The organism is Arthrobacter sp. NPDC080086 (assembly GCF_040702285.1).
This window is the reverse complement of record NZ_JBFBKP010000016.1, coordinates 17,496-35,692: the sequence shown is the minus strand read 5'-3', so window position 1 is coordinate 35,692 and position 18,197 is coordinate 17,496. Positions and strand designations below refer to the sequence as shown.

The following is an 18,197-nucleotide window of genomic DNA, read 5'->3' as shown; positions in this document are numbered from 1 at the left end:
TCACCACGGGCCGCCACATCGAAGGTTCCCCGCCGGATAGACGTTGCTGAGCGTCGAATCCGCAGGGAACCGTCGAAACGGGCGGGGCGGACCTCGAAACGGGCGCGGACGTCGGAACGCGCGCGTCAGGCGATGGCGGCGGAGGGCCCGGGGGCCAGCGGCCGGCGCAGCTGCGGGGACCGGTCCAGCCGGTCCTGGGCTTCGCGCAGGGAGAGGACCGCGGTCTCCAGCTGCTCCGGCGGCAGGGTGAAGGGCAGGCGGAGGAACTGGTCGAAGGCCCCGCCGACGCCGAAGCGCGGCCCGGCGGCCAGGCGGAGGCCGACGTCGGGCGCCACGACGGCGAGGCCCGTGCTGACCGGGGCCGGCAACCGGCACCAGACGGACAGTCCACCGTCGGGCCGTTCCGCCCGCCAGCCGGGGAGGTGCCGGGCGATGAGGTCCAGCAGGATGTCCCGGTTGGTGCGCAACGAGGCCAGGCGCGCGGGGAGCGGCTCGTTCAGGTTGCGGACCAGGTGCGCGGCGGCGAGCTGCTCCACCACCGGGCCGCCCAGGTCCAGCGTGGTCCGGGCCGCGGCGAACCGCTGGATCAGCGGCTCCGAGGCGCGGATCCAGCCCACCCGGAGGCCCGCCCAGTGCGACTTGCTGAGCGAGCCGATAGTCACCACGGAGGGGCCGAACGCCGCCATTGGGGTTGAGGGCAGGCCGTCGAGGTTCAGTTCCCGGAGCGTCTCGTCGGCCACCAGCACCGTCCCGGCGGCTGCGGCGGCCGCGGCGAGCCGGCGCCGTTGCGCATCCGGCATCAGGCGGCCGGTCGGGTTGTGGAAATCGGGAACGACGTACGCCATCGCGGGGCGCTGCTGGAGTAACGCCGCCTCCATCGCCTCCAGGTCCCAGCCTGCGTTGCCCGGTGTGGCATCAGGTCCGCTGGCACCCCGGGAATTGCCCTGGCCGCCCGATTTTCCAGACCCGGCCGCGTCACCGACGGCGAGGGGCATCGCCACCGGAACCGCCCGGCACCCGGCGGCGCGGATGGCATCGAGGGCATTCGGGTAACTGGGGTGCTCCACCAGCACCTTCCCGGACCGGCCGGCGAGGGTGCGCAGCACAATGGTCAGCGCATGCTGCGCGCCCGACGTCACCAGTACCTGGTCCGCCGTCGTCGGCACCCCGGCCGCTGTGTAGCGGTCCGCGATAGCCTCGCGCAGCGGCGTCACGCCTAGCGCGTCGTAGCCGAAGCCGGGCAGCAGGGCCGGCAGTTCGGTGAGCGCGGCGGCGAAGGCGCGGTGCACCACCTCGCCGCTGGCCGGAAGCGAGGCGTATGCGAGGTCCAGGACACCCTCCGGCGCGGCGAGTCCGGGCGCGCCGCTGAGCCTCCGGCCGGTCTCCACCGGGTGCGCGCCCCGGGCGGGAATCCGGCTCCGGCTGCGGCTGCCCTGGCCCCCGCTGAGGTAGCCCTGCTCGCGGAGCAGCGCATACGCGGCGGTCACGGTGGTGCGGCTGATGCCGAGGTTCCCGGCCAGGGACCGCTCGCTGGGCAGTGCGACGTCCAGGCCGATGCGCCCGTCGAGGATGAGCAAACGGACGACGTCGGCCAGCTCGCGGTAGGCGGGGGAGGCCCCGGGGTTCCAGCTTCCGAGAAGCCGGCCGAGGGATGCGGGCGTCAGCGATCCTGTCATAGGGCCAGTATTTCAAACTGGATATGGAATTCAATGCCAGTTCTGAGACAGGATGGGTGCATGATGACGCGCAGACTCGCCCAGCTCCTGATTGGCCTCGTTCTCTATGGCATCTCCCTCGCCATGGTGATCCGCGCCAGCCTGGGTACTGCGCCGTGGGACGTGCTCCATCAGGGCCTGGCCGGGAAGACGGGGCTGGGCCTGGGAACGACGGTCATTATCGTCAGTTTCCTGGTGCTCCTGATCTGGATTCCCTTGCGGCAGTGGCCCGGGATCGGCACGCTGGGAAACGCCGTGCTGGTGGGTGTCTTCGCCGACATCGGCCTGGCCGTCATCCCGAAGTTCTCGCACCTGGGTGGCCAGGCGGCTCTCCTGGTCGCGGCCGTGCTGCTGAACGGGCTGGCCTCGGCCTTGTACATTGGGGCCGGGCTGGGCCCGGGCGCGCGGGACGGCCTGATGACCGGGCTCGCAAGGCGCACCGGCTGGCCCGTCCGCAGGACCCGTACCGGCATCGAGGTGGTGGTCCTCGGCGCGGGCTGGCTGCTGGGCGGTTCGGTGGGTCTGGGAACGGTGCTCTACGCGCTGGCCATCGGCCCGCTGGTGCAGCTGATGCTGCCCCGCTTCACCATCGCCGACCCTCAGAAGGGCACGGCCGAGGGCGCAGCGGACCTCGCCCGGACCGACCCGGAGGAAGCCGTCGCCGGCACCACCGCGCCGGCGTCCTAACCGGCCTAAGCTCTGTCCGCCCGGTTCAGGTGCCCTCGGGTGGCGGCTGGCAGGTCGGGCAGAAGTAGATGTCCCGCTCCTCGGTCCCGGTGGCCTTGGCCAGTACGCCCCGGCGGATCGGGGTCCGGCATTTCAGGCAGGGCTGCCGTTCGCGGCCGTAGACCCAGTAGGGTGGCCGGCCTTCGCTGCGGCCCACGGGCACGCCGCGGGCGTTCAGGATGGTGACCCGCCGGCCGGGGCCGAGGTTGGCGCCCAGCATGAGCTTCGCGTCCATGATCATGGCCGCCAGGTCCGGGACTGCGGAGACCGGGGCGGCGGGGTGCACCTTGGACAGGAAGCACGCCTCGCACCGGTAGATGTTGCCGATCCCCGCCAGGTTGCGCTGGTCCAGGAGGGCGACGCCGATCGGCACGTCGGGGGCCGCGAGAAGCCGTTTCTCGGCCTCCGCCAGGTCCCAGTCGGGGCCGAGCAGGTCCGGGCCGAGGTGCCCGACGACGCTGGCTTCCTCCGCGGTGGGCACCACCTCCAGAACGCCGAGGGAGAATCCGACCGCATCGGCGGTGGCGGTGCGGAGCACGCAGCGGGCGGTGAATCCGGGTTTCCGCCAGCGTCCGCCCGGCGGGTAGACCTGCCAGGTGCCCTCCATCTTCAGATGCGAATGGATGGTCAGCCGGTCCTGGGGGCGCGGCCCGGCCACCCGCATCAACAGGTGCTTGCCGCGCGGGACCACCTCCTCCACGGTCCAGCCGCCGAGCTTGAGGGTGGCGAAGCGGGGCACACGGAAGTCGGTGGCCAGCAGTTCCTTGCCGGCCAGGGCGGCGTGCAGCTGCGCGGCGGCACGGAAAACGGAGTCTCCCTCAGGCACGGATTCTCAGTCCCTTCGGGGTGGAATAGGCGCCGGCCTGCGCCAGGGCGGCCGCCACCGGGGTGTCCAGGATGCCGTGGCCGTTGACCTTTTCCATGATGAGTTTGTCGACGGCGCCGCGCTTCACCACTCCCACCAGGGCAGCGCCGGCGGCGGCCAGCACCGCGGGGTCGGCGCTGAAGGCCAGCAGCGTCTTGCCGCCGCGTTCGACGTAGAGCACCAGGGCGCCGTCGACCAGGACTACCAGCGCGCCGGCCTTCCGTCCGGGCCGGTGCCCGGTGCCGGCTTCGAGGTCCTGCGCCGGCCACGCCAGGGCGGCGCCGTAGGGGTTGGCCGGGTCCGTCGCGGCGAGGGCCAGGGCCACCGGCTCGGCCTTGTGCACCTCGGCGTCCTCGACGTAGGAACGCAGCCGGTCTACGGTGGCCGGGACGGCGAACTGGGCGGCGCCGAGCTGTTCGATGAAGTAGCCGCGGCGGCAGCGGCCCGCTTCCTCGAGCCGGGCCAGCACCTTGTACATCAGGCCGAAGCCGCCCAGGATGTTCTCGGCCATGACCGAGCCGCGGGTGACCACGCCGTAGCGGTCCAGCAGGAGCTCTGCGGTGGCCCGGGCATGGATCGTGGCGTCCAGTTCGGGTTCCGGCAGCGCCGACCAGCGGCCGGCGGCCAGCGGCGGCGTCGGGGTCGCCGCCGAGGCGGACCCGTACCTGCCGCCCGTCAGGCCCGGGGAGCCGAGCAGACCGGAGCCGTGCGAGCGGCCCAGCCGGTTGAGCCGCGGGGCGCGGGCCCGGGGCGCACGGCTGACCTGCCGGTGCGCGGTATGGCCGCCGGCGATCAGGGCCCGGACCGGGGCGAAGGTGTCGCCGGTGATCCTGCCCGCCCAGGCCAGGTCCCAGAGGGCGGAGACCACGTCCTTGTCGCTGAGGACGCTGTCCATCCCGCCGGCGATCTCGGTCAGCTGCCGGAAGAAGTAGCCGCCGCCGTTGGTCCGCAGATGGTCCAGCAGCCGCTGCTGGGCGTCCCCGGGTTCGAAATCGGGTGCCGGGTTGAGGGTCAGCTCGGCGGAGTCGGCCAGGTGCAGGCTGACCCAGCCGTCGTTGCCGGGCAGCGACCCGGCGCCGGACCAGAGCACCTCGCCGGCGGCCATGAGCTCGTCCAGCATGGCGGGCTGGTAGTTCGAGACCCGGCTGGCCAGGACCAGAGGCTCCCAGGCTGAGGCGGGAATCGGCACACCGGAGAGTTGGTCGATGGCGGTGATGATGCCGTCCAGGCCGCGCAGCGCCGACTGGCCGCGGCTGCCGGGGACGCGGACGTTCTGCCAGGCGGGGAGGAACCGGCCGTAGGCGGACGGGTCCACGGGTTCCACCTCGGCGCGCAGCGCGGCGAGCGACCGCCGGCGGAGTTTCCGCAGCACCTCGGCGTCGCACCATTCACTGGTTCCCGCCAGGGACACTGTCTCCGCCGTCTGGCCGGCGTCGTCGGAGGAGGCAGCGGGCGGGGCGTCGGGGGCGGTGACGTGCGGCCGGAATTCGCCCTCGACCACGCGGCCGTCGGCTCCCAGCCGTTTCAGCGCGGTGCCGACGACGGCGACGCCGAGCCCCAGCCGGGCGGCGGCCTCCGCTGCGGTGAAGGGACCGTGGGTGCGGGCGTAGCGGGAGACCAGGTCACCCAGCGGGTCCGCGACGGGTTCGATGAAGGCCAGCGGCACGCCCATGGGCAGCGGCACCCCGAGGGCGTCGCGGAGCCGGGCGGCGTCTTCGACGGCGGCGAACTTCTCCGTGCCGCCGATATTGACCTTGATGGCGCGGTTAGCCCGCTGCAGCGCGGCGAGGTGCGTCGTAGCCTCGGCGGTGGTGGCACTGGCGGCCTCCGCGGATGCCGCCGCCTCCCCGGCCTCGGCCCCGCCGTCGTCCGGAGTCCCGCTCACCCCGGACCCGGCCCCGCCGCCGTCCGCGGGAGCTGCCGCGGCCGCGGAAACGTCGGTAGAGGCTTGGCCTGCCTCGGCAGTCTCCAGCCGGGCGGCCACCTCCTGCGGAGTGAGCGGGCCCAGCAGCCGGAGCAGGTCGGCCACGCCCTCAACGCCGCGCATCCGCCGACCGGGAGCGAGGCGCTGCAGTTCGCGTTCAGTTTCGTCGATAACCTTGGCGTCGAGGAGTTCGCGCAGCTCCACCCGGCCCAGCAGCTCGTTGAGCAGTGTCGAATCGAGGGCCAGGGCGGCCGCGCGGCGCTCGGCCAGCGGCGAATCGCCCTCGTAGAGGAACTGGGCGACGTAGCCGAAGAGCAGGGACTTCGCGAACGGCGAGGGCTGCTGCGTGGTGGTTTGCAGGATCCGGAGCTCGCGCCGCTCGATCGCGGTGGCGATGTCCTTGAGGGCGGGCAGGTCGTAGACATCCTGCAGGCATTCGCGGACCGTTTCCAGCACAATCGGGAAGGTCGCGTACTTGCGGGCCACGTCCAGGAGCTGGGCCGAGCGCTGCCGCTGCTGCCAGAGCGGCTGCCTCTTTCCGGGCGTCTGCCGCGGCAACAGCAGGGCGCGGGCCGCGCACTCGCGGAACCGGGAGGCGAACAGGGCGCTCCCGCCCACCTCCGCGGTGACGATCTGTTCCAGTTCCTCCGGGTCGAAGAGGAACAGGTCCGCGCCGGGCGGCTCGTCGTCCATCATCGGCACGCGCAGCACGATGCCGTCGTCGGCGGCCATCGCGGAGCCGTCCATGCCGTAGCGCTGGTGCAGCCGCTGCCCGACGGCGAGGGCCCACGGCGCGTGTACCGGCATACCGAACGGGCTGTGCAGCACCACCCGCCAGTCGCCGAGTTCGTCGTGGAAGCGTTCCACCACCAGCGTGGTGTCGCTGGGGACCACCTCGGTGGCGGCCTTCTGCTCGGCCAGGTACTGGATCAGGTTGTTCGCGGCGAAGTCGTCCAGGCCGCTGGCCTTGCAGCGTTCAGTGGCGGGGCCGACGTCGGACGCGGAGAGCTCCCGGATGAACGCGCCCAGGGCGCGGCCCAGGTCCACCGGCCGGCCAAGGGAGTCGCCGCGCCAAAACGGCAGTTTTCCGGGCTGGCCGAACGCGGGGGAGACCAGGACCCGGTCGTGGGTGATGTCCTCGATCTTCCAGCTGGTGGCGCCGAGGGCGAAGACGTCGCCGACCCGGGATTCGTAGACCATCTCCTCATCCAGCTCACCCACCCGGCGGCCGCCCTTGGCCGTGGACTTGGCACCGGATGCGCCCTCGCCGGAACCGCCGGAGGAGCCGGTGCCTTCGACCTCGGTGCCGATGATGTAGACGCCGAACATGCCGCGGTCCGGGATGGTGCCGCCGGAGGTGACGGCCAGCCGCTGAGCCCCGGGCCGGCCCTCGATGGTGCCGTTGTTGCGGTCCCAGACGATCCTGGGCCGGAGTTCGGCGAACTCGTCCGAGGGGTAGCGCCCGGCGAGCAGGTCCAGGGTCGCCTCGTACGCGGAGCGGGGGAGGGACGCGAACGGCGCGGACCGGCGTACCGTGGCGAACCATTCCTCCACGTCAATCGCGCCCAGGGCAGTCGCCGCGACGGTCTGCTGGGCGAGGATGTCCAGCGGGTTGGCCGGCACGTACAGTCGTTCGATCTTGCCGTCCAGCATGCGTTCGACCGTGATGGCGGTGTGCACCAGGTCAGCTCGGTGCTTGGGGAAGAGGACGCCCTGGGAGATCTCGCCCACCTGGTGCCCGGCGCGGCCCACGCGCTGCAGGCCGCTGGCCACCGACGGCGGTGATTCCACCTGGACCACCAGGTCCACGGCGCCCATGTCGATGCCCAGCTCCAGCGAGGAGGTGGCCACCACGCAGCGCAGCCGGCCGGACTTCAGGTCGTCCTCGATCATGGCCCGCTGGTCCTTGGACACGGACCCGTGGTGCGCCCGGGCCAGAACCGGATCCGCCCCGGCGGTGCTGCCGGCCTGGGCCATCATCTGCGCCGGGGTGCCGCCAGGTCCGGACGGCGCCTGGGTGCCCCGGCCGCCCGCAGCGGCGCCTCCACCCGCGCCACCGCCAGCGGCGCCCGAAGAATCGGAGCCAGCTCCGCCGTCGTCCCAGCCGCCACCCTCGGCCATCAGTTGCCGCTCCGCGTAGATCTCGTTCAGCCGGGCGGTGAGGCGTTCGGCGAGCCGGCGGGAGTTGGCGAAGACGATGGTGGACTGGTTGGCCAGTACCAGGTCCACGATCTTTTCCTCCACGTGGGGCCAGATCGAGGCGTGCGGCTGCAGCCCGGACGCCGGACCGGAGTCGAACGCCCCGGCCGCGCCCTGCAGGTCCGACATGTCCTCCACCGGGACGGAGACGGTCAGGTCCCAGGTCTTCTTCGACGGCGGCGCCACGATCTCCACCGGCGCGGACCCGGCGAGGAACTGGGCCACCAGCTCCTTCGGCTCCACGGTGGCGGAGAGGCCGATCCGCTGCGCCGGCTTGGGCAGCAGGGCGTCCAGCCGCTCCAGCGAGACGGCCAGGTGTGCGCCGCGCTTGGTTCCGGCGACGGCGTGCACCTCATCCACGATGATGGTGTCCACCTCGTCCAGGGTTTCGCGCGCCTTGGACGTCAGCATGAGGAAGAGCGATTCCGGGGTGGTGATCAGGATGTCCGGCGGGGTGCTGAGCAGCGCCCGCCGGTCGGCCGCGGGGGTGTCGCCGGAGCGGACGCCAACGGTGGTCAGCGGCGCGGGCAGGCCGAGCCGCTTGGCCGTCTGGGTGATGCCGATCAGCGGTGCGCGGAGGTTCCGTTCGACGTCGACACCCAGGGCCTTGAGCGGGGAGATGTAGAGGACGCGGGTCTTGCGTTTGGGCGTCTTGCGGCGGCCCTTCTTCGCGGGTTCGACGGCGTCGGCAGGCTCTGCATCGGTAGCGCCGGCCGGTGCGGCAACGAGCAGCCGGTCCAGCGCCCAGAGGAAGGCGGCCAGGGTCTTGCCCGACCCGGTGGGGGCCACCACCAGGGCGTGCGAGCCGGAGGAAATGGCGGTCCAGGCGCCGTTCTGCGCCGGGGTGGGCGCGGAAAAGGCCCCGAGGAACCACTCCCGGGTCGGCCGGCTGAACCGGTCCATTGCGTCGGCCGCGAGTGTGGTCGCGAGCTCCTGCCCCTTCATTCCTCCATCATGCCTTACGGCACCGACAGTATTGGGCGGGCCCCTAAGCCGCGGTTACATCGCGGTGAAGGCGCCGATGGTCAGCAGGTTGATGCCGGCGTTGCTGCAGGCATCCTTGGGCGCGGCGAGGAACAGGGAGGCCGTGTCCTCGGGCGGGTAGACGCGGAAACCGGCGGCGGGGGTGCGGGTGCAGTCGGGGTAGTTGCCGGCCTGGGTGTACCGGAGGGTGGCGCTGCCGGCCTGGCCCGGGGCGAGGAGCACGTCGGCGGCCGGGGTGGAGTCGTCGCGGGTGGCCGCGGCGCCGATGGGGTCGCCGTCGGCGCCGGCGGTGAGCGAGACGCCGGCGTAGCCCTTGAGGACGCACGGTTCGGCGCCGGTGTTGGTGAGGATGAGCTTGCTGTAGACGCTGCCGGCGGCCCCGCCGCCGGTGGAGTCGAGGGTGCCCTTGAGGTTGGCGGCCTTGCAGAGGCCGGGGCCCGCGGCGGCACCCGAGGCGGCCGGGGACGAGGAGGCAGGCGCGGACGACGCCGATGCGCTGGGCGCTGCCGAGGAGGTGGCCGGTGCCGCCGTCGTGGACTGAGCGGACGACGGCGGTGCGCTGGCGCTCTGGGTCTGGGCCTGTCCGCAGCCGCTGAGCAGCAGGACCGCCGCAGCGGCCGCCGTTACGGAAGTGATTGCTGCTTTGCGATTCATCTGCTGAGGCCTCATGGGACCACTGTTATGCGGTGTGGTTCCCCTCGTCAACGGTGCCACGACGCGGAAACCCGATTGATGCCCGGATTGTGATTTCCGGGCATCAACCGGGGGTCAGATCACGGGACGGGTGCTACTTGGCGGCGGGACGCCGGCCGCGCAGTAGCGCCACCCCGCCCAGCACCAGGCCGCCGATCCCGGCGGCGAGGCCGGCCCAGCTGCGGGCCTGCGCGCCGCCGTCGTCGTTGCTGTGAGTATCCGCCGACGTCGTTTCCGCCGTCTGTGCCATGCCGTTCCCGGACGCGGCCGCGCCGTGGCCCGCGTGCCCGTCACCGGACTTCGCCGCGGTGATGGTCACGGATGGGGCGGGGGTCTTGACGGAGTCCTCGTCCTGGCCGGCCTGCGGGATCTGCGACCAATCGGTCTGGCCCGTCTCGCAGCTCTGCAGGGTGGGGAAGTACAGGGTCTTCCCGGCCATGTCCGGCAGCTTTACAGAGAGCACCAGGGTGTCGCGGAGCTCGTGGCTCAGCGGCGCCTTGGCCGTGTAGACGATCTGGCTGGTCCGCTTGGTGATGGAGGTGCCGTCCGCCAGTTTCTTGGGCTGGGGGAGTTCCTCCGTGACCTTGGAGGCGGTCCAGTTGGGGTTGACCGTGGGCTGGGCGTCGTTGAGTTCCTGGGGCAGCGTGATGGTCATTTTGGTGGTGCCGGCCTGGTCGCAGCCGTGCGGGATGGCGAACGTGAGCAGCGAGTAGGAGTTGGCTGCGGTGTTGTTTGGCGTGGCCTCGACGTGGGCGGAGGCGGCGCTTACCCCGGTCAGCAGCAGCGCGGCGGTGCCGCCGGCCACGGCGGTGGCGGTGAACGTGCGGCGCAGGGCGGAGGGGGTGGAAAGGGTGCGGGTCATCATCGTGTGGGTGCCTTTCGGGCGTGCGCGCATGAGGGCGCGCGGACGTGGGTGGCGCGGCACGGGTGCGGGGTTGGGGCCCGGATGGCCCGGGGCAGGCCGGCAAATTTGGCCGCGGCCGAAGAAGGGTGGGTTAGACGACGACGGCGAGCGGCGGCCCGCGGCGGCAGTCCCGCCGGAGGTTGCGCCACGGCAGCGGCAGCGCGGGCTCGTCCCGGAAGGGCTGGACGGGGACGGCGGCGCGGGGTGCGGGTAGGGCTTCGGGCAGCCGGATCAGCGGACGCAACCAGGCGGCCAGCGCCCAGAGCGCGGCCTCACCGCGGGCCAGCAGCAGGGCGCAGATGAGGGTGGCCAAGGCGTGGCCAGCGATCATCCAGAGCGCCAGGCCGGAGTCCAGGTCGTGGTGCTCGAGCGTGCCCGCGGGGTGCGGGAGGAGCGTCGGGACCTGGTGGTGCGAGCGAACGGGAGCGCCGCCGTAGGCCGCTGCGGCGGGGCCGCTGAGCGCGGAAAACGCCTCGTGCAGCACCACCTGACCGGTTCCCAGCAGCCCGGTCATGGCGGCGGCGTTCAGCTTGAGCCGGGTGGCGGCGGTGGCCGCGAGGCCGGTTAGGGCAAGGACGGCGCCGAAGATCCCCGGGATGGGGAGGTCCCCGCCGGCGATCACGTGTGCCGCGGCAGCGAGACCCACCATGGTGATGGACATCAGGGCCGCGCGGAGCGCGTGGAAGGGCGCCCGGGCACGGGTGTGGCGCACGGTGACCTCCCTGGCGGCATCTGGCGGGCTGCGGACGGGGCCAATTCTACCGTTCGTCGAACTTGCTGCCGTGCAGCGGCGGCAAAGTCGGTCACATGGTGGGGCCGGTGCCGTTCGCCGCCCGGCCGTTGCGCGGAGCCACGGACAGGGACACCTCGACGTCGTCGCCTACTTCGAGCCGTTCGCCGAGCCGGACGTGCTTCCGCACGGGCAGCACGTAGCCGCCGTTGCGGGGCAGGAGCGAGGTCTCCCACTCGGTCCCGCCGATGCTGACAGCCACGGGGATGGCACCCCAGCCGTAGCTTGCCTCAGCGGCCTCGGCATGGATCTCGTCGGACGCGTCCGGCGGCAGGGCGAGCCAGTAGAAGGGCGCCGGCCCGCGCCACTCGAAAAGCTCCGCCCGGAAGGTCATGTCCACGGCTCAGCACCGTAGTGGCAAGGGCGGGAGCTGGCAATGGGTTCCTTCCCGCTCTCCGCGTATGCCGAGCCGCCGGATCACCGCTGGACATTCAAATAAAGCTAGATAGACTAGTGAAAATTGCAAGCAGGCTTACTAAAGGGGTGATTCGAATGACGGCAGTAGCCAACCGGAGAATGGCGGGACCCGCGCGCGGAACGCACGCGGAGTCGTTGCGGAGCTTCGACGAACCGGTCCGTCCGGCCGTCCCCTCGAGTCAGCCTGCGGTGGCTCCCTTCGATGCGGACGGGACGCCCGTGCACTGCGGTACCAAGATGACGTCCACGCCCAGCCCGACGACGGCGCTGCCGTGGGCGCAGTTCCACACCGGCGAGGGCGAGTGGGTTTGCACCTGTGGATTCCGCCGGCCGGCAGATTCCTCATCCGACCCTTTGGCCGCGGTTCGCGCAGCGGGGGCCCGGTTGGAGAGCCTGCAGTGGGAGATCGACGCCGCGGAGGCTTCCTTGGCTGCCGCTGTCCGGAGCGCCACAGAGGCCGGCGTCGAGGCGAAGGCGCTGATGTTGGAGACCGGGCTCACGTCGATCGAACTGCTGGAGCTGCAGCTGCGCTGAGGACGGCGCGGCGGGGCTCAGGCGAAATGGGTCGTGACCTTACCTCCCCCGGCAGACTCAACAATGGAGGCGGCGACGTCCCGAAGCTTGATGTTTCGGTGGTTCGAAGCTGCTTTGATCATGGCGAAGGCCTCGTCCTGCGTGCAGCGGTTTTGAGCGATAACGATGCCCACCGCCGTATCGATGACCGTCCGGGACGTCATGGCCAGCTTTAGATTTTCGGCAGTCCGGCTATGTTCGCTGAGGAGAAGTGCGAGCCTGAGGCCCTTGGCGGCCTGGGCGACGAAAGTCTGGGCCCGCTCCACGGCTCCGCCGTCCAGAGCGTGGGCGGTTTCGGAGTAAAGGTTAAGGCCGGCACGGGCGGAGTTCTCGGGGAGATGAAAAGGTACGGCGAGAACGGAGCGGACGCCGTGGGCCATCGCAATGTAGTTGTAGTCGGGGAACGTGGTGTCACTGGCGAGGTCCGGTATGTGAACCACCAGCTGCCTCCTGCTGGCCATCAGGCAGGGGCCCTCGTCCAGCTGATATTGAAGCTCATCCAGCATCAGCGCCTTCTCACCGCTGCTGGCCACGGTCCCCGCCTCCCCGTGGCGGAGCAGAGTGATGCCACAGAAGACTTCGCTTTTCCGCGAGGAAAGGGTGGCCGCGGCATAACAGGCGAGTTCGTCCAGGAAATCGGCGACGTCCTGGGTTTCCAGCAGCAGGTCCTGAAGATCAAGCGCTTTGGGCTCGGTGCTGCCGGTGCCCGGCTCGGAATCTCGAACGGAGGTCATATCTCATCGTTGCGCCGATACCCCGCCGGCGCTAGGGGCAGCCGGCAGGGAGTCGCTTCCAGGCCGGCGTTCCAAGCGGTCCGTCCGGCGGATCTCCATCGAGCGGGCTCGAACATCTCCGGGATAGGGCCGCCCCCCAATGAAGCGGCCCTATCCGGAGGTCGCGCCGATGGCGCAGGATCGCGGCTAGGGGCCCCGTCCGTTCGGTCGGGGAGCGCGCCGGGCCAGTTCCTCGTCGATATGGTCGAGAAGGTCCAGCCACAGGGCGGGTGCTTCGCTGCCACCGCCGTTCAGTGCCGCGCGGCGTAGTGCCCTGAGATCGGAGGAAGGCACATCGGACCAGCTTGGATGCCGAAAAAACATCCGTGCCGGCGGCCCGGGGTGGCCGCTCACGCCGCCTGCGCCTGTGTTCGCCGGCCTGCCGTCCGAGAGGCGTGCCGCGGTCCGCTCATCGTCGAGGTCCTAATCCCGATGTCTTTCAGCACGGCCGGGGCTTCGTCCCATGCATAGGCGAGGAAGCTGTCGTCCAGGAACAGATCGCATTGTGGGAGGGCCCTCTGTGCCCTGTTGCATACCGCTTGAAGTGCCCGAACGTTATGCCGAGTGAGTACGCCTACGGGGCGAATCATGACCGACGAGGCGTCAAGGTCAACCGAAACCGTGACGCCGATTTTTCCGGTGGTCATAGAAATAGATCTCTCTATGGAACACGAAGGGCCGCGTCTTGACCCACAAGCAGGGTACGGTGCTCCGCTATGAACGCGGAAGTAACTTAGCTCACTTTTTCGGAAGAAGGTCCCTGCGCCTACATCAAGCCTTTCGATCCTTGCCGGAGCGGGAAGGAGCCGCTACCGTCAACCCGCGAAGGGGGTTCTCATGGATTGGTTGACACGCCCGCTATTCGCGAGCCGGCCGGGTCCCGACGATCTGATCGCGGGCTCATTCCTCACCGACGGTAAGACCCACGACATGGAGTGGTCGGATGAGATGTACGCCATCCACGGCTACGCGCGCGGGGAAATTGTTCCGACCCGTGCGCTCACGCTTGCCCACAAGCATCCCGAGGATCTGCCCCGCATTTTGGAAGTCAACGAGGACCTCGTGCGGCGTGGAGGACATGTGGCCATTTATCACCGGGTCATCGACGCCGGCGGCCGGGAACACAAGGTTCTCACCGCGGGAGAGGCCTTCCCCGACGGGGCAGGTGGGCTGCGGACCATCGCGGGCGTCATGCTGGACCTCACGACGACCGTCCACGACGAAACGGCGACGGCGGCGCGCGACGCCATCCAGGGGGCGCTCGGGACCCGGTGCGTCATCACCAAGGCCCAGGGCATCCTCATGGGCCGCGCTTCCATGACATCGTCCGAGGCGTTCACCGTGCTGCGCGCCTACAGCAACCACGCCAACGTCAAGCTGGCGGAGGTCGCAGCGACGCTGGTGGGGCTGGCCGACCGCGACGGGGACAGGATGCCCTTCGAGTGCTTTCTGGACGCGCTCCTCCGCGGCTCCCCAGACCCCGCGAAAGGGTCCCTCCTGCAATAGGAGCGGCCGGAATGACCCTAGGCCAGGCCCGCGGCCGCAGGGGGACCCGACCGTTCGTCCCGGGCCGCCTGTCCGGCGGCGCCAGCGATCCGCTTCCGCTGGGCCTCGATCTCCTTCTCGCCCTCATGCTCGGCGTCGTAGAGCTTGGCATTGCCGACCTGGAGCTCGAGCATCAGGGCGTCAAGCTTCACGTGCAGGGCGGCCGTGTCACGGTTCTGGGTGTTCTGGATGATGAAGACCATGAGGAACGTGACAATCGTGGTGCCTGTATTGATCACCAGCTGCCAGGTGTCGGAGAAACCGAGGAGCGGACCGGTGAAGGCCCAGATGATCAGAACGACCACCGCACCGACGAAAACCCAGGCATGGCCGAGGACCGCCGCCGTCCGGGTTGTAAACCGGGTAAAGATATCCGGGCGTTCCCGCCCCGCCTGCTGAACCATTCCGTCACGCTTTCCCTTGCGGAGTGCCGGCCCGGCAGGAGTTGGACGGCCGGTTTTCCGGTTACTTTCAGTGTGGCACCAACGCCGGCGGATAGACCCCCACAGCCATTCCGCGCCGCAGTCCGGGTGACCCGCAGCGCGGAATGACAGCGGCTTAGGAACCTGACTGGTCGTAGGCGCGCTTGGCAGCGGCCTGGGCGTCAGCGAGCGCCTTTCCCGGGTCCTTGGTCCCCAGCAGGGCCGAGGCGATGGCGTTGTTCAGTTCCGTTTTGATGGTCTGACCCGCAGGGGAGGCGCCCAGCGTCTTACCGGCCGGGAGGACGTCGTAGTACGTCTTGATCGTTTCGTCGAAGCCGGCGTTGCCACTTGGCTTGACGAAGGTGTCCCTGATCAGCTTGTCGGCCGACGGGGAACCGGTGAACAGCCCGGTGTTGATGCCGCCCGGCGTCGATGCGATCTTCTGTGCCCGAGCCTCCCCGGCGGCCTTCCATGCGTCGTCGGTGACCAGGGAGGTCATCCACGCGCAGGCAGCGTTGGGATTCTTGGCGTTTGCGGGAATGACAAAGGACGTCCCCCCTGCCACGGTGAACGGCTTGCCGTCTTTGTCCTTGAAAGGAACGGCGGACAAGTCCAGGGATTGCGAGTAGGGGGCCAGGACGTTGACGTACCACTGGGCGTCAACCTGGGACCCCACCTGGTTTTTGACGAACTGGTTCTGCTTACCGAACGTGTCGAAGGAATCGGAGAAGCTCTTGGCCTTGGCATAGCCGCCCTGCGCGTCATAGATCTGCTTCAGGAAACTGATCGCGGCTGCGTTGGCCGGGTCGTCCAGGACGGGGGCTCCCTTGTCGTCCACCAACCGTCCGCCCTGGCCGAGGATCCACAGTTCGGCCTGCCCGGCGGCCACCGGGTCGAATCCGAGCGTTGAGGGGTTACCGCCGTCGGCCTTCGACGCTTTTCCGACGGCGTCCAGCAGCTTCGTCTTGTCTGAGGTGTCAATGTCCGCGGCCGCCACGCCGGCGCCCTGGAGAACCTTCTGGTTCAGGATGATGGCTGCCGGCTGATAGAACTGCGGCACTGCCCAGACCTTGTCCTGATAGGTCACCTGTTGGGTGACGGCAGGGTAGAACTGCTTTGCCGGGTCCATGCCGTGGGCCTTGAAGCAGCCGTCCAGTGGCTTGATCAGCCCCTGGGCGGCGTAGGTCGCGACGAACGCGCGGTCCATCTGGACGACGTCGGGTACCTCACCGCTGGCCGCGCGGGTCGTGAATTTCTGCGCATCGAACGGCGTCTGATCCATCGTGATCTTCACGTTCGAGAGCTGGGACGATGCGTAGCCCATGCGTGCCTTGCCGACGTCGTCGGCGTTATCGAAGGCCCATGCCGTGATCGTCCCCGAGGCGTCCTTGGAAAAGTCCGCGCTCGCCGCCGGGGCACTGGTGCCCCCGCCGCCGCAGGCAGTCAAAGCGGTCACCGCCAGGGCCAGCACTGCGGTGTTCGTCATCTTTCGAAAATGCATCTTTGCATCCTCCCCAATCGTCGATGGTGGTGGTCGCTGCCGCGAGACCCTCGGCTAAAAGCGATTCGGGTGCAACACTGTAAGCAAGCTTCCTATTTCGAAAGCTAGCCCACGCCGCGGTGTGACGCAAGGGACCGGCCCCGATGCCGGTGCGCGGCGGGGCAGAGACCGCCGTGGAACCACGGGAGAAAGGGTGATGCCACATGACAGCCGAATCAGCCGCGCGAATCCGGCGCCCCGGGGGCAATCCCCGGAAGGCCCGGGCACACCGGGTGAAGTACAACCGCAGGGAGGCCCTGGCTGGCTATCTGTTCATCTCCCCGTGGATCGTGGGCTTCCTCGTTTTCATGCTCGGTGCGATGGTCTACAGCCTGGTCATCTCCTTCAGCCGCTACAACCTGGCGACTAACGTGGCCAAGCCCGCTGGCGTGACCAACTACCAGCTCCTGTTTCAGGATCCGAAGGTCGCCTCCTCACTGGCCAACACGCTCTTCTACGCGGTCATGGCCGTTCCCCTGGAGATCTGTGTCGCCCTGGGGCTGGCCCTGCTCCTGAACCGCGTGGGCCGAGGCGCCGGGATTTTTCGGACCATCTACTACCTGCCCAAGATGACGCCGTCGGTGGCGACCGCGGCGGTTTTTCTGCTGCTGCTCAACGGCAACACGGGGGCCATCAACCAGGCGTTGGCGTTCTTCGGCATCTCGGGACCGCAATGGTTGATCGACCCGGCGTGGGTCAAACCCTCGATCGTGCTGATGACGCTGTGGGGGGTCAGCGGCACCATGGTGATCTTCCTGGCCGCACTCAAGAACGTGCCGCGGGAACTCTACGAGGTCGCGGCCCTGGACGGTGCCGGGCCGGTGCGGAAATTCTTCTCCATCACCGTCCCGATGATCTCGGGGGCCATCTTCTTCAACGTGATCGTCCTGACGATCGCCGCACTGCAGGTTTTCGATCAGGCGTACCTGCTCTTCTGGCGGGACCAAACCAGCGCGTCGCCGGAGGCCTCGCTGTTCTACGGCATCTACCTGTTCCAGCAGGCCTTCCGGGAATTCAATTTCGGGTTCGCCTCTGCCATGGCCTGGGTGCTGTTCGTGCTGATCCTGTTGATCAGCCTGATCCAGGTCCGGTTGGGAAACCGGTTCGTCTACTACGAGGGGGAGAAACGCTGATGGCCACCACCAATACCGAAACCGGCGCGACGCCGGAGGCCGGCCCGCTGCTGGCGGAAGCTGGCCGTTCCGCCACTGCCACGCCTGCCCCGGCCCCGCGCCGTCGTGTCCGGCGTCCCCGCACCACGGCCGGCAAGGTGGTGCTTGGCGTCGTCCTGACGGTGATCAGTGCCGTGTTCCTGTATCCCCTCGTGTGGCTCATTGCCGCCAGCCTCAAGCCCCGCGGGGAGGTTTTCGACAACGCACTGATCCCCGCGACGTTTTCCCCGCAGAACTACGTCGAAGTCTGGGATCAGCTCCCGCTGGTGAACTGGGTGACCAACAGCTTCCTCATTGCGGTGCTGGCCGCCACCCTAGTGACGCTCTCCAGTTCCCTGGTCGCCTTCGGGTTTGCCTACTTCCGTTTCCCGGGCCGGAACATCCTCTTCGGTCTTGTGCTGGCGACGATGATGTTGCCGGGCGCCGTGACCATGGTGCCGCAGTACCTCATCTGGAAAAACCTGGGCGTGCTGGGCACTTGGATACCGCTCTTCGGGATGAATCTCTTTGGCTCGGCGTTCTATATCTTCCTGCAGAGGCAATTCTTCCTGGGACTGCCACGGGAGCTCTTCGAGGCCGCGCGAATCGACGGAGCCAGCTACTTCGGCTTGTTCCGCAGGATAGCCCTGCCGCTATCCGTACCGTCGCTCGTGGTGATCTTCATCTTCGAGTTCCAGGCAAGCTGGAACAACCTGCAGTCGGCGCTCATATACCTCAACGCCGGGTCCGTCGAGGGATTTACGGCACCGCTGGGAATCGCCTACGCCATGACCAAATACAGCCCCACCAACGGCGGCCAGGGCGACTATCAGTACGTCATGGTCGCAACACTCCTGATCACGCTCCCCATGCTCATCCTCTTCGCTTTCGGGCAGCGTCACTTCATCGAGGGCGTCGCCACAGAAGGCAGGAAGGGGTAACCGGACCGGCCGTAAAAGTCCGGGGGACCAACCGC

General features: G+C 69.3%; 15 protein-coding genes. 5 read left to right on the top strand and 10 right to left on the bottom strand.

From position 1 onward, the window contains the following. Positions 1-125 precede the first annotated feature (125 nt). Positions 126-1,676, bottom strand: coding sequence for a PLP-dependent aminotransferase family protein (locus AB0305_RS08125; protein WP_364136510.1), 1,551 nt, complete (start codon positions 1,674-1,676; stop codon positions 126-128). 60 nt (positions 1,677-1,736) lie between these two features. Here AB0305_RS08125 and AB0305_RS08120 point away from each other — a divergent pair, with 60 nt between their 5' ends. After that, positions 1,737-2,402 carry a hypothetical protein gene (locus tag AB0305_RS08120; protein ID WP_364136512.1) on the top strand — a complete coding sequence of 222 codons (666 nt, stop codon included), beginning with the start codon at positions 1,737-1,739 and terminating at the stop codon, positions 2,400-2,402. 25 nt (positions 2,403-2,427) lie between these two features. Here the strand turns inward: AB0305_RS08120 and AB0305_RS08115 are convergent, their stop codons facing one another. From AB0305_RS08115 to AB0305_RS08090, 6 genes are all read right to left on the bottom strand, one after another. After that, complete coding sequence (locus AB0305_RS08115; protein ID WP_364136514.1) at positions 2,428-3,267, bottom strand: DNA-formamidopyrimidine glycosylase family protein; 840 nt, start codon at positions 3,265-3,267, stop codon at positions 2,428-2,430. After that, a complete protein-coding gene (locus tag AB0305_RS08110; protein WP_364136518.1) occupies positions 3,260-8,374 on the bottom strand; it encodes a DEAD/DEAH box helicase in 5,115 nt (1,704 codons plus the stop codon). Before AB0305_RS08110 ends, AB0305_RS08115 begins: the two co-directional genes overlap by 8 nt. A 54-nt stretch (positions 8,375-8,428) precedes the next feature. Next, a complete protein-coding gene (locus tag AB0305_RS08105) occupies positions 8,429-9,067 on the bottom strand; it encodes a DUF4232 domain-containing protein (RefSeq protein WP_366172353.1) in 639 nt (212 codons plus the stop codon). A gap of 133 nt (positions 9,068-9,200) precedes the next feature. Further along, on the bottom strand, positions 9,201-9,971 hold the full coding sequence (locus AB0305_RS08100) for a YcnI family protein (RefSeq protein ID WP_364136522.1): 771 nt from the start codon (positions 9,969-9,971) through the stop codon (positions 9,201-9,203). Between the two features lie 130 nt (positions 9,972-10,101). After that, entirely contained in the window at positions 10,102-10,722 is a 621-nt protein-coding gene (locus AB0305_RS08095; RefSeq protein ID WP_364136524.1) for a hypothetical protein, read from the bottom strand. Between the two features lie 91 nt (positions 10,723-10,813). Then, entirely contained in the window at positions 10,814-11,134 is a 321-nt protein-coding gene (locus tag AB0305_RS08090; RefSeq protein WP_364136693.1) for a DUF1905 domain-containing protein, read from the bottom strand. A 158-nt stretch (positions 11,135-11,292) separates the two neighbouring features. Between AB0305_RS08090 and AB0305_RS08085 the strand changes: the two genes are divergently transcribed. Beyond that, positions 11,293-11,751: a hypothetical protein gene (locus AB0305_RS08085; protein WP_290256674.1), complete on the top strand. Its 459-nt coding sequence runs from the start codon at positions 11,293-11,295 to the stop codon at positions 11,749-11,751. 17 nt (positions 11,752-11,768) lie between these two features. Here the strand turns inward: AB0305_RS08085 and AB0305_RS08080 are convergent, their stop codons facing one another. Continuing rightward, entirely contained in the window at positions 11,769-12,524 is a 756-nt protein-coding gene (locus tag AB0305_RS08080) for a GAF and ANTAR domain-containing protein (protein WP_364136528.1), read from the bottom strand. Between the two features lie 876 nt (positions 12,525-13,400). Here AB0305_RS08080 and AB0305_RS08075 point away from each other — a divergent pair. Further along, positions 13,401-14,069 carry a PAS and ANTAR domain-containing protein gene (locus AB0305_RS08075; protein WP_366172350.1) on the top strand — a complete coding sequence of 223 codons (669 nt, stop codon included), beginning with the start codon at positions 13,401-13,403 and terminating at the stop codon, positions 14,067-14,069. A 17-nt stretch (positions 14,070-14,086) separates the two neighbouring features. Here the strand turns inward: AB0305_RS08075 and AB0305_RS08070 are convergent, their stop codons facing one another. Together AB0305_RS08070 and AB0305_RS08065 are read right to left on the bottom strand one after the other, a co-directional pair. Further along, positions 14,087-14,512, bottom strand: a complete 426-nt coding sequence (locus AB0305_RS08070) for a low affinity iron permease family protein (protein ID WP_290256671.1) — start codon at positions 14,510-14,512, stop codon at positions 14,087-14,089. A gap of 154 nt (positions 14,513-14,666) precedes the next feature. Continuing rightward, positions 14,667-16,016 (bottom strand): sugar ABC transporter substrate-binding protein, encoded by a 1,350-nt coding sequence (locus AB0305_RS08065; protein ID WP_364136532.1) that lies wholly within the window; start codon positions 16,014-16,016, stop codon positions 14,667-14,669. Between the two features lie 218 nt (positions 16,017-16,234). Between AB0305_RS08065 and AB0305_RS08060 the strand changes: the two genes are divergently transcribed. Beyond that, complete coding sequence (locus AB0305_RS08060) at positions 16,235-17,203, top strand: sugar ABC transporter permease (RefSeq protein WP_364136534.1); 969 nt, start codon at positions 16,235-16,237, stop codon at positions 17,201-17,203. Then, positions 17,203-18,162: a carbohydrate ABC transporter permease gene (locus AB0305_RS08055; protein WP_364136536.1), complete on the top strand. Its 960-nt coding sequence runs from the start codon at positions 17,203-17,205 to the stop codon at positions 18,160-18,162. The genes AB0305_RS08060 and AB0305_RS08055 overlap by 1 nt, the downstream gene beginning before the upstream one ends. The last annotated feature ends 35 nt before the right edge of the window (positions 18,163-18,197 follow it).

Excerpts from the sequence above, each read along its gene's own strand:
- AB0305_RS08125 (WP_364136510.1), bottom strand. The coding sequence starts at position 1,676 with ATGACAGGATCGCTGACGCCCGCATCCCTCGGCCGGCTTCTCGGAAGC.
- AB0305_RS08120 (WP_364136512.1), top strand. The coding sequence starts at position 1,737 with ATGATGACGCGCAGACTCGCCCAGCTCCTGATTGGCCTCGTTCTCTAT.
- AB0305_RS08110 (WP_364136518.1), bottom strand. The coding sequence starts at position 8,374 with ATGAAGGGGCAGGAGCTCGCGACCACACTCGCGGCCGACGCAATGGAC.
- AB0305_RS08105 (WP_366172353.1), bottom strand. The coding sequence starts at position 9,067 with ATGAATCGCAAAGCAGCAATCACTTCCGTAACGGCGGCCGCTGCGGCG.
- AB0305_RS08100 (WP_364136522.1), bottom strand. The coding sequence starts at position 9,971 with ATGATGACCCGCACCCTTTCCACCCCCTCCGCCCTGCGCCGCACGTTC.
- AB0305_RS08090 (WP_364136693.1), bottom strand. The coding sequence starts at position 11,134 with ATGACCTTCCGGGCGGAGCTTTTCGAGTGGCGCGGGCCGGCGCCCTTC.
- AB0305_RS08085 (WP_290256674.1), top strand. The coding sequence starts at position 11,293 with ATGACGGCAGTAGCCAACCGGAGAATGGCGGGACCCGCGCGCGGAACG.
- AB0305_RS08080 (WP_364136528.1), bottom strand. The coding sequence starts at position 12,524 with ATGACCTCCGTTCGAGATTCCGAGCCGGGCACCGGCAGCACCGAGCCC.
- AB0305_RS08075 (WP_366172350.1), top strand. The coding sequence starts at position 13,401 with ATGGATTGGTTGACACGCCCGCTATTCGCGAGCCGGCCGGGTCCCGAC.
- AB0305_RS08070 (WP_290256671.1), bottom strand. The coding sequence starts at position 14,512 with ATGGTTCAGCAGGCGGGGCGGGAACGCCCGGATATCTTTACCCGGTTT.
- AB0305_RS08065 (WP_364136532.1), bottom strand. The coding sequence starts at position 16,016 with ATGACGAACACCGCAGTGCTGGCCCTGGCGGTGACCGCTTTGACTGCC.
- AB0305_RS08060 (WP_364136534.1), top strand. The coding sequence starts at position 16,235 with ATGACAGCCGAATCAGCCGCGCGAATCCGGCGCCCCGGGGGCAATCCC.
- AB0305_RS08055 (WP_364136536.1), top strand. The coding sequence starts at position 17,203 with ATGGCCACCACCAATACCGAAACCGGCGCGACGCCGGAGGCCGGCCCG.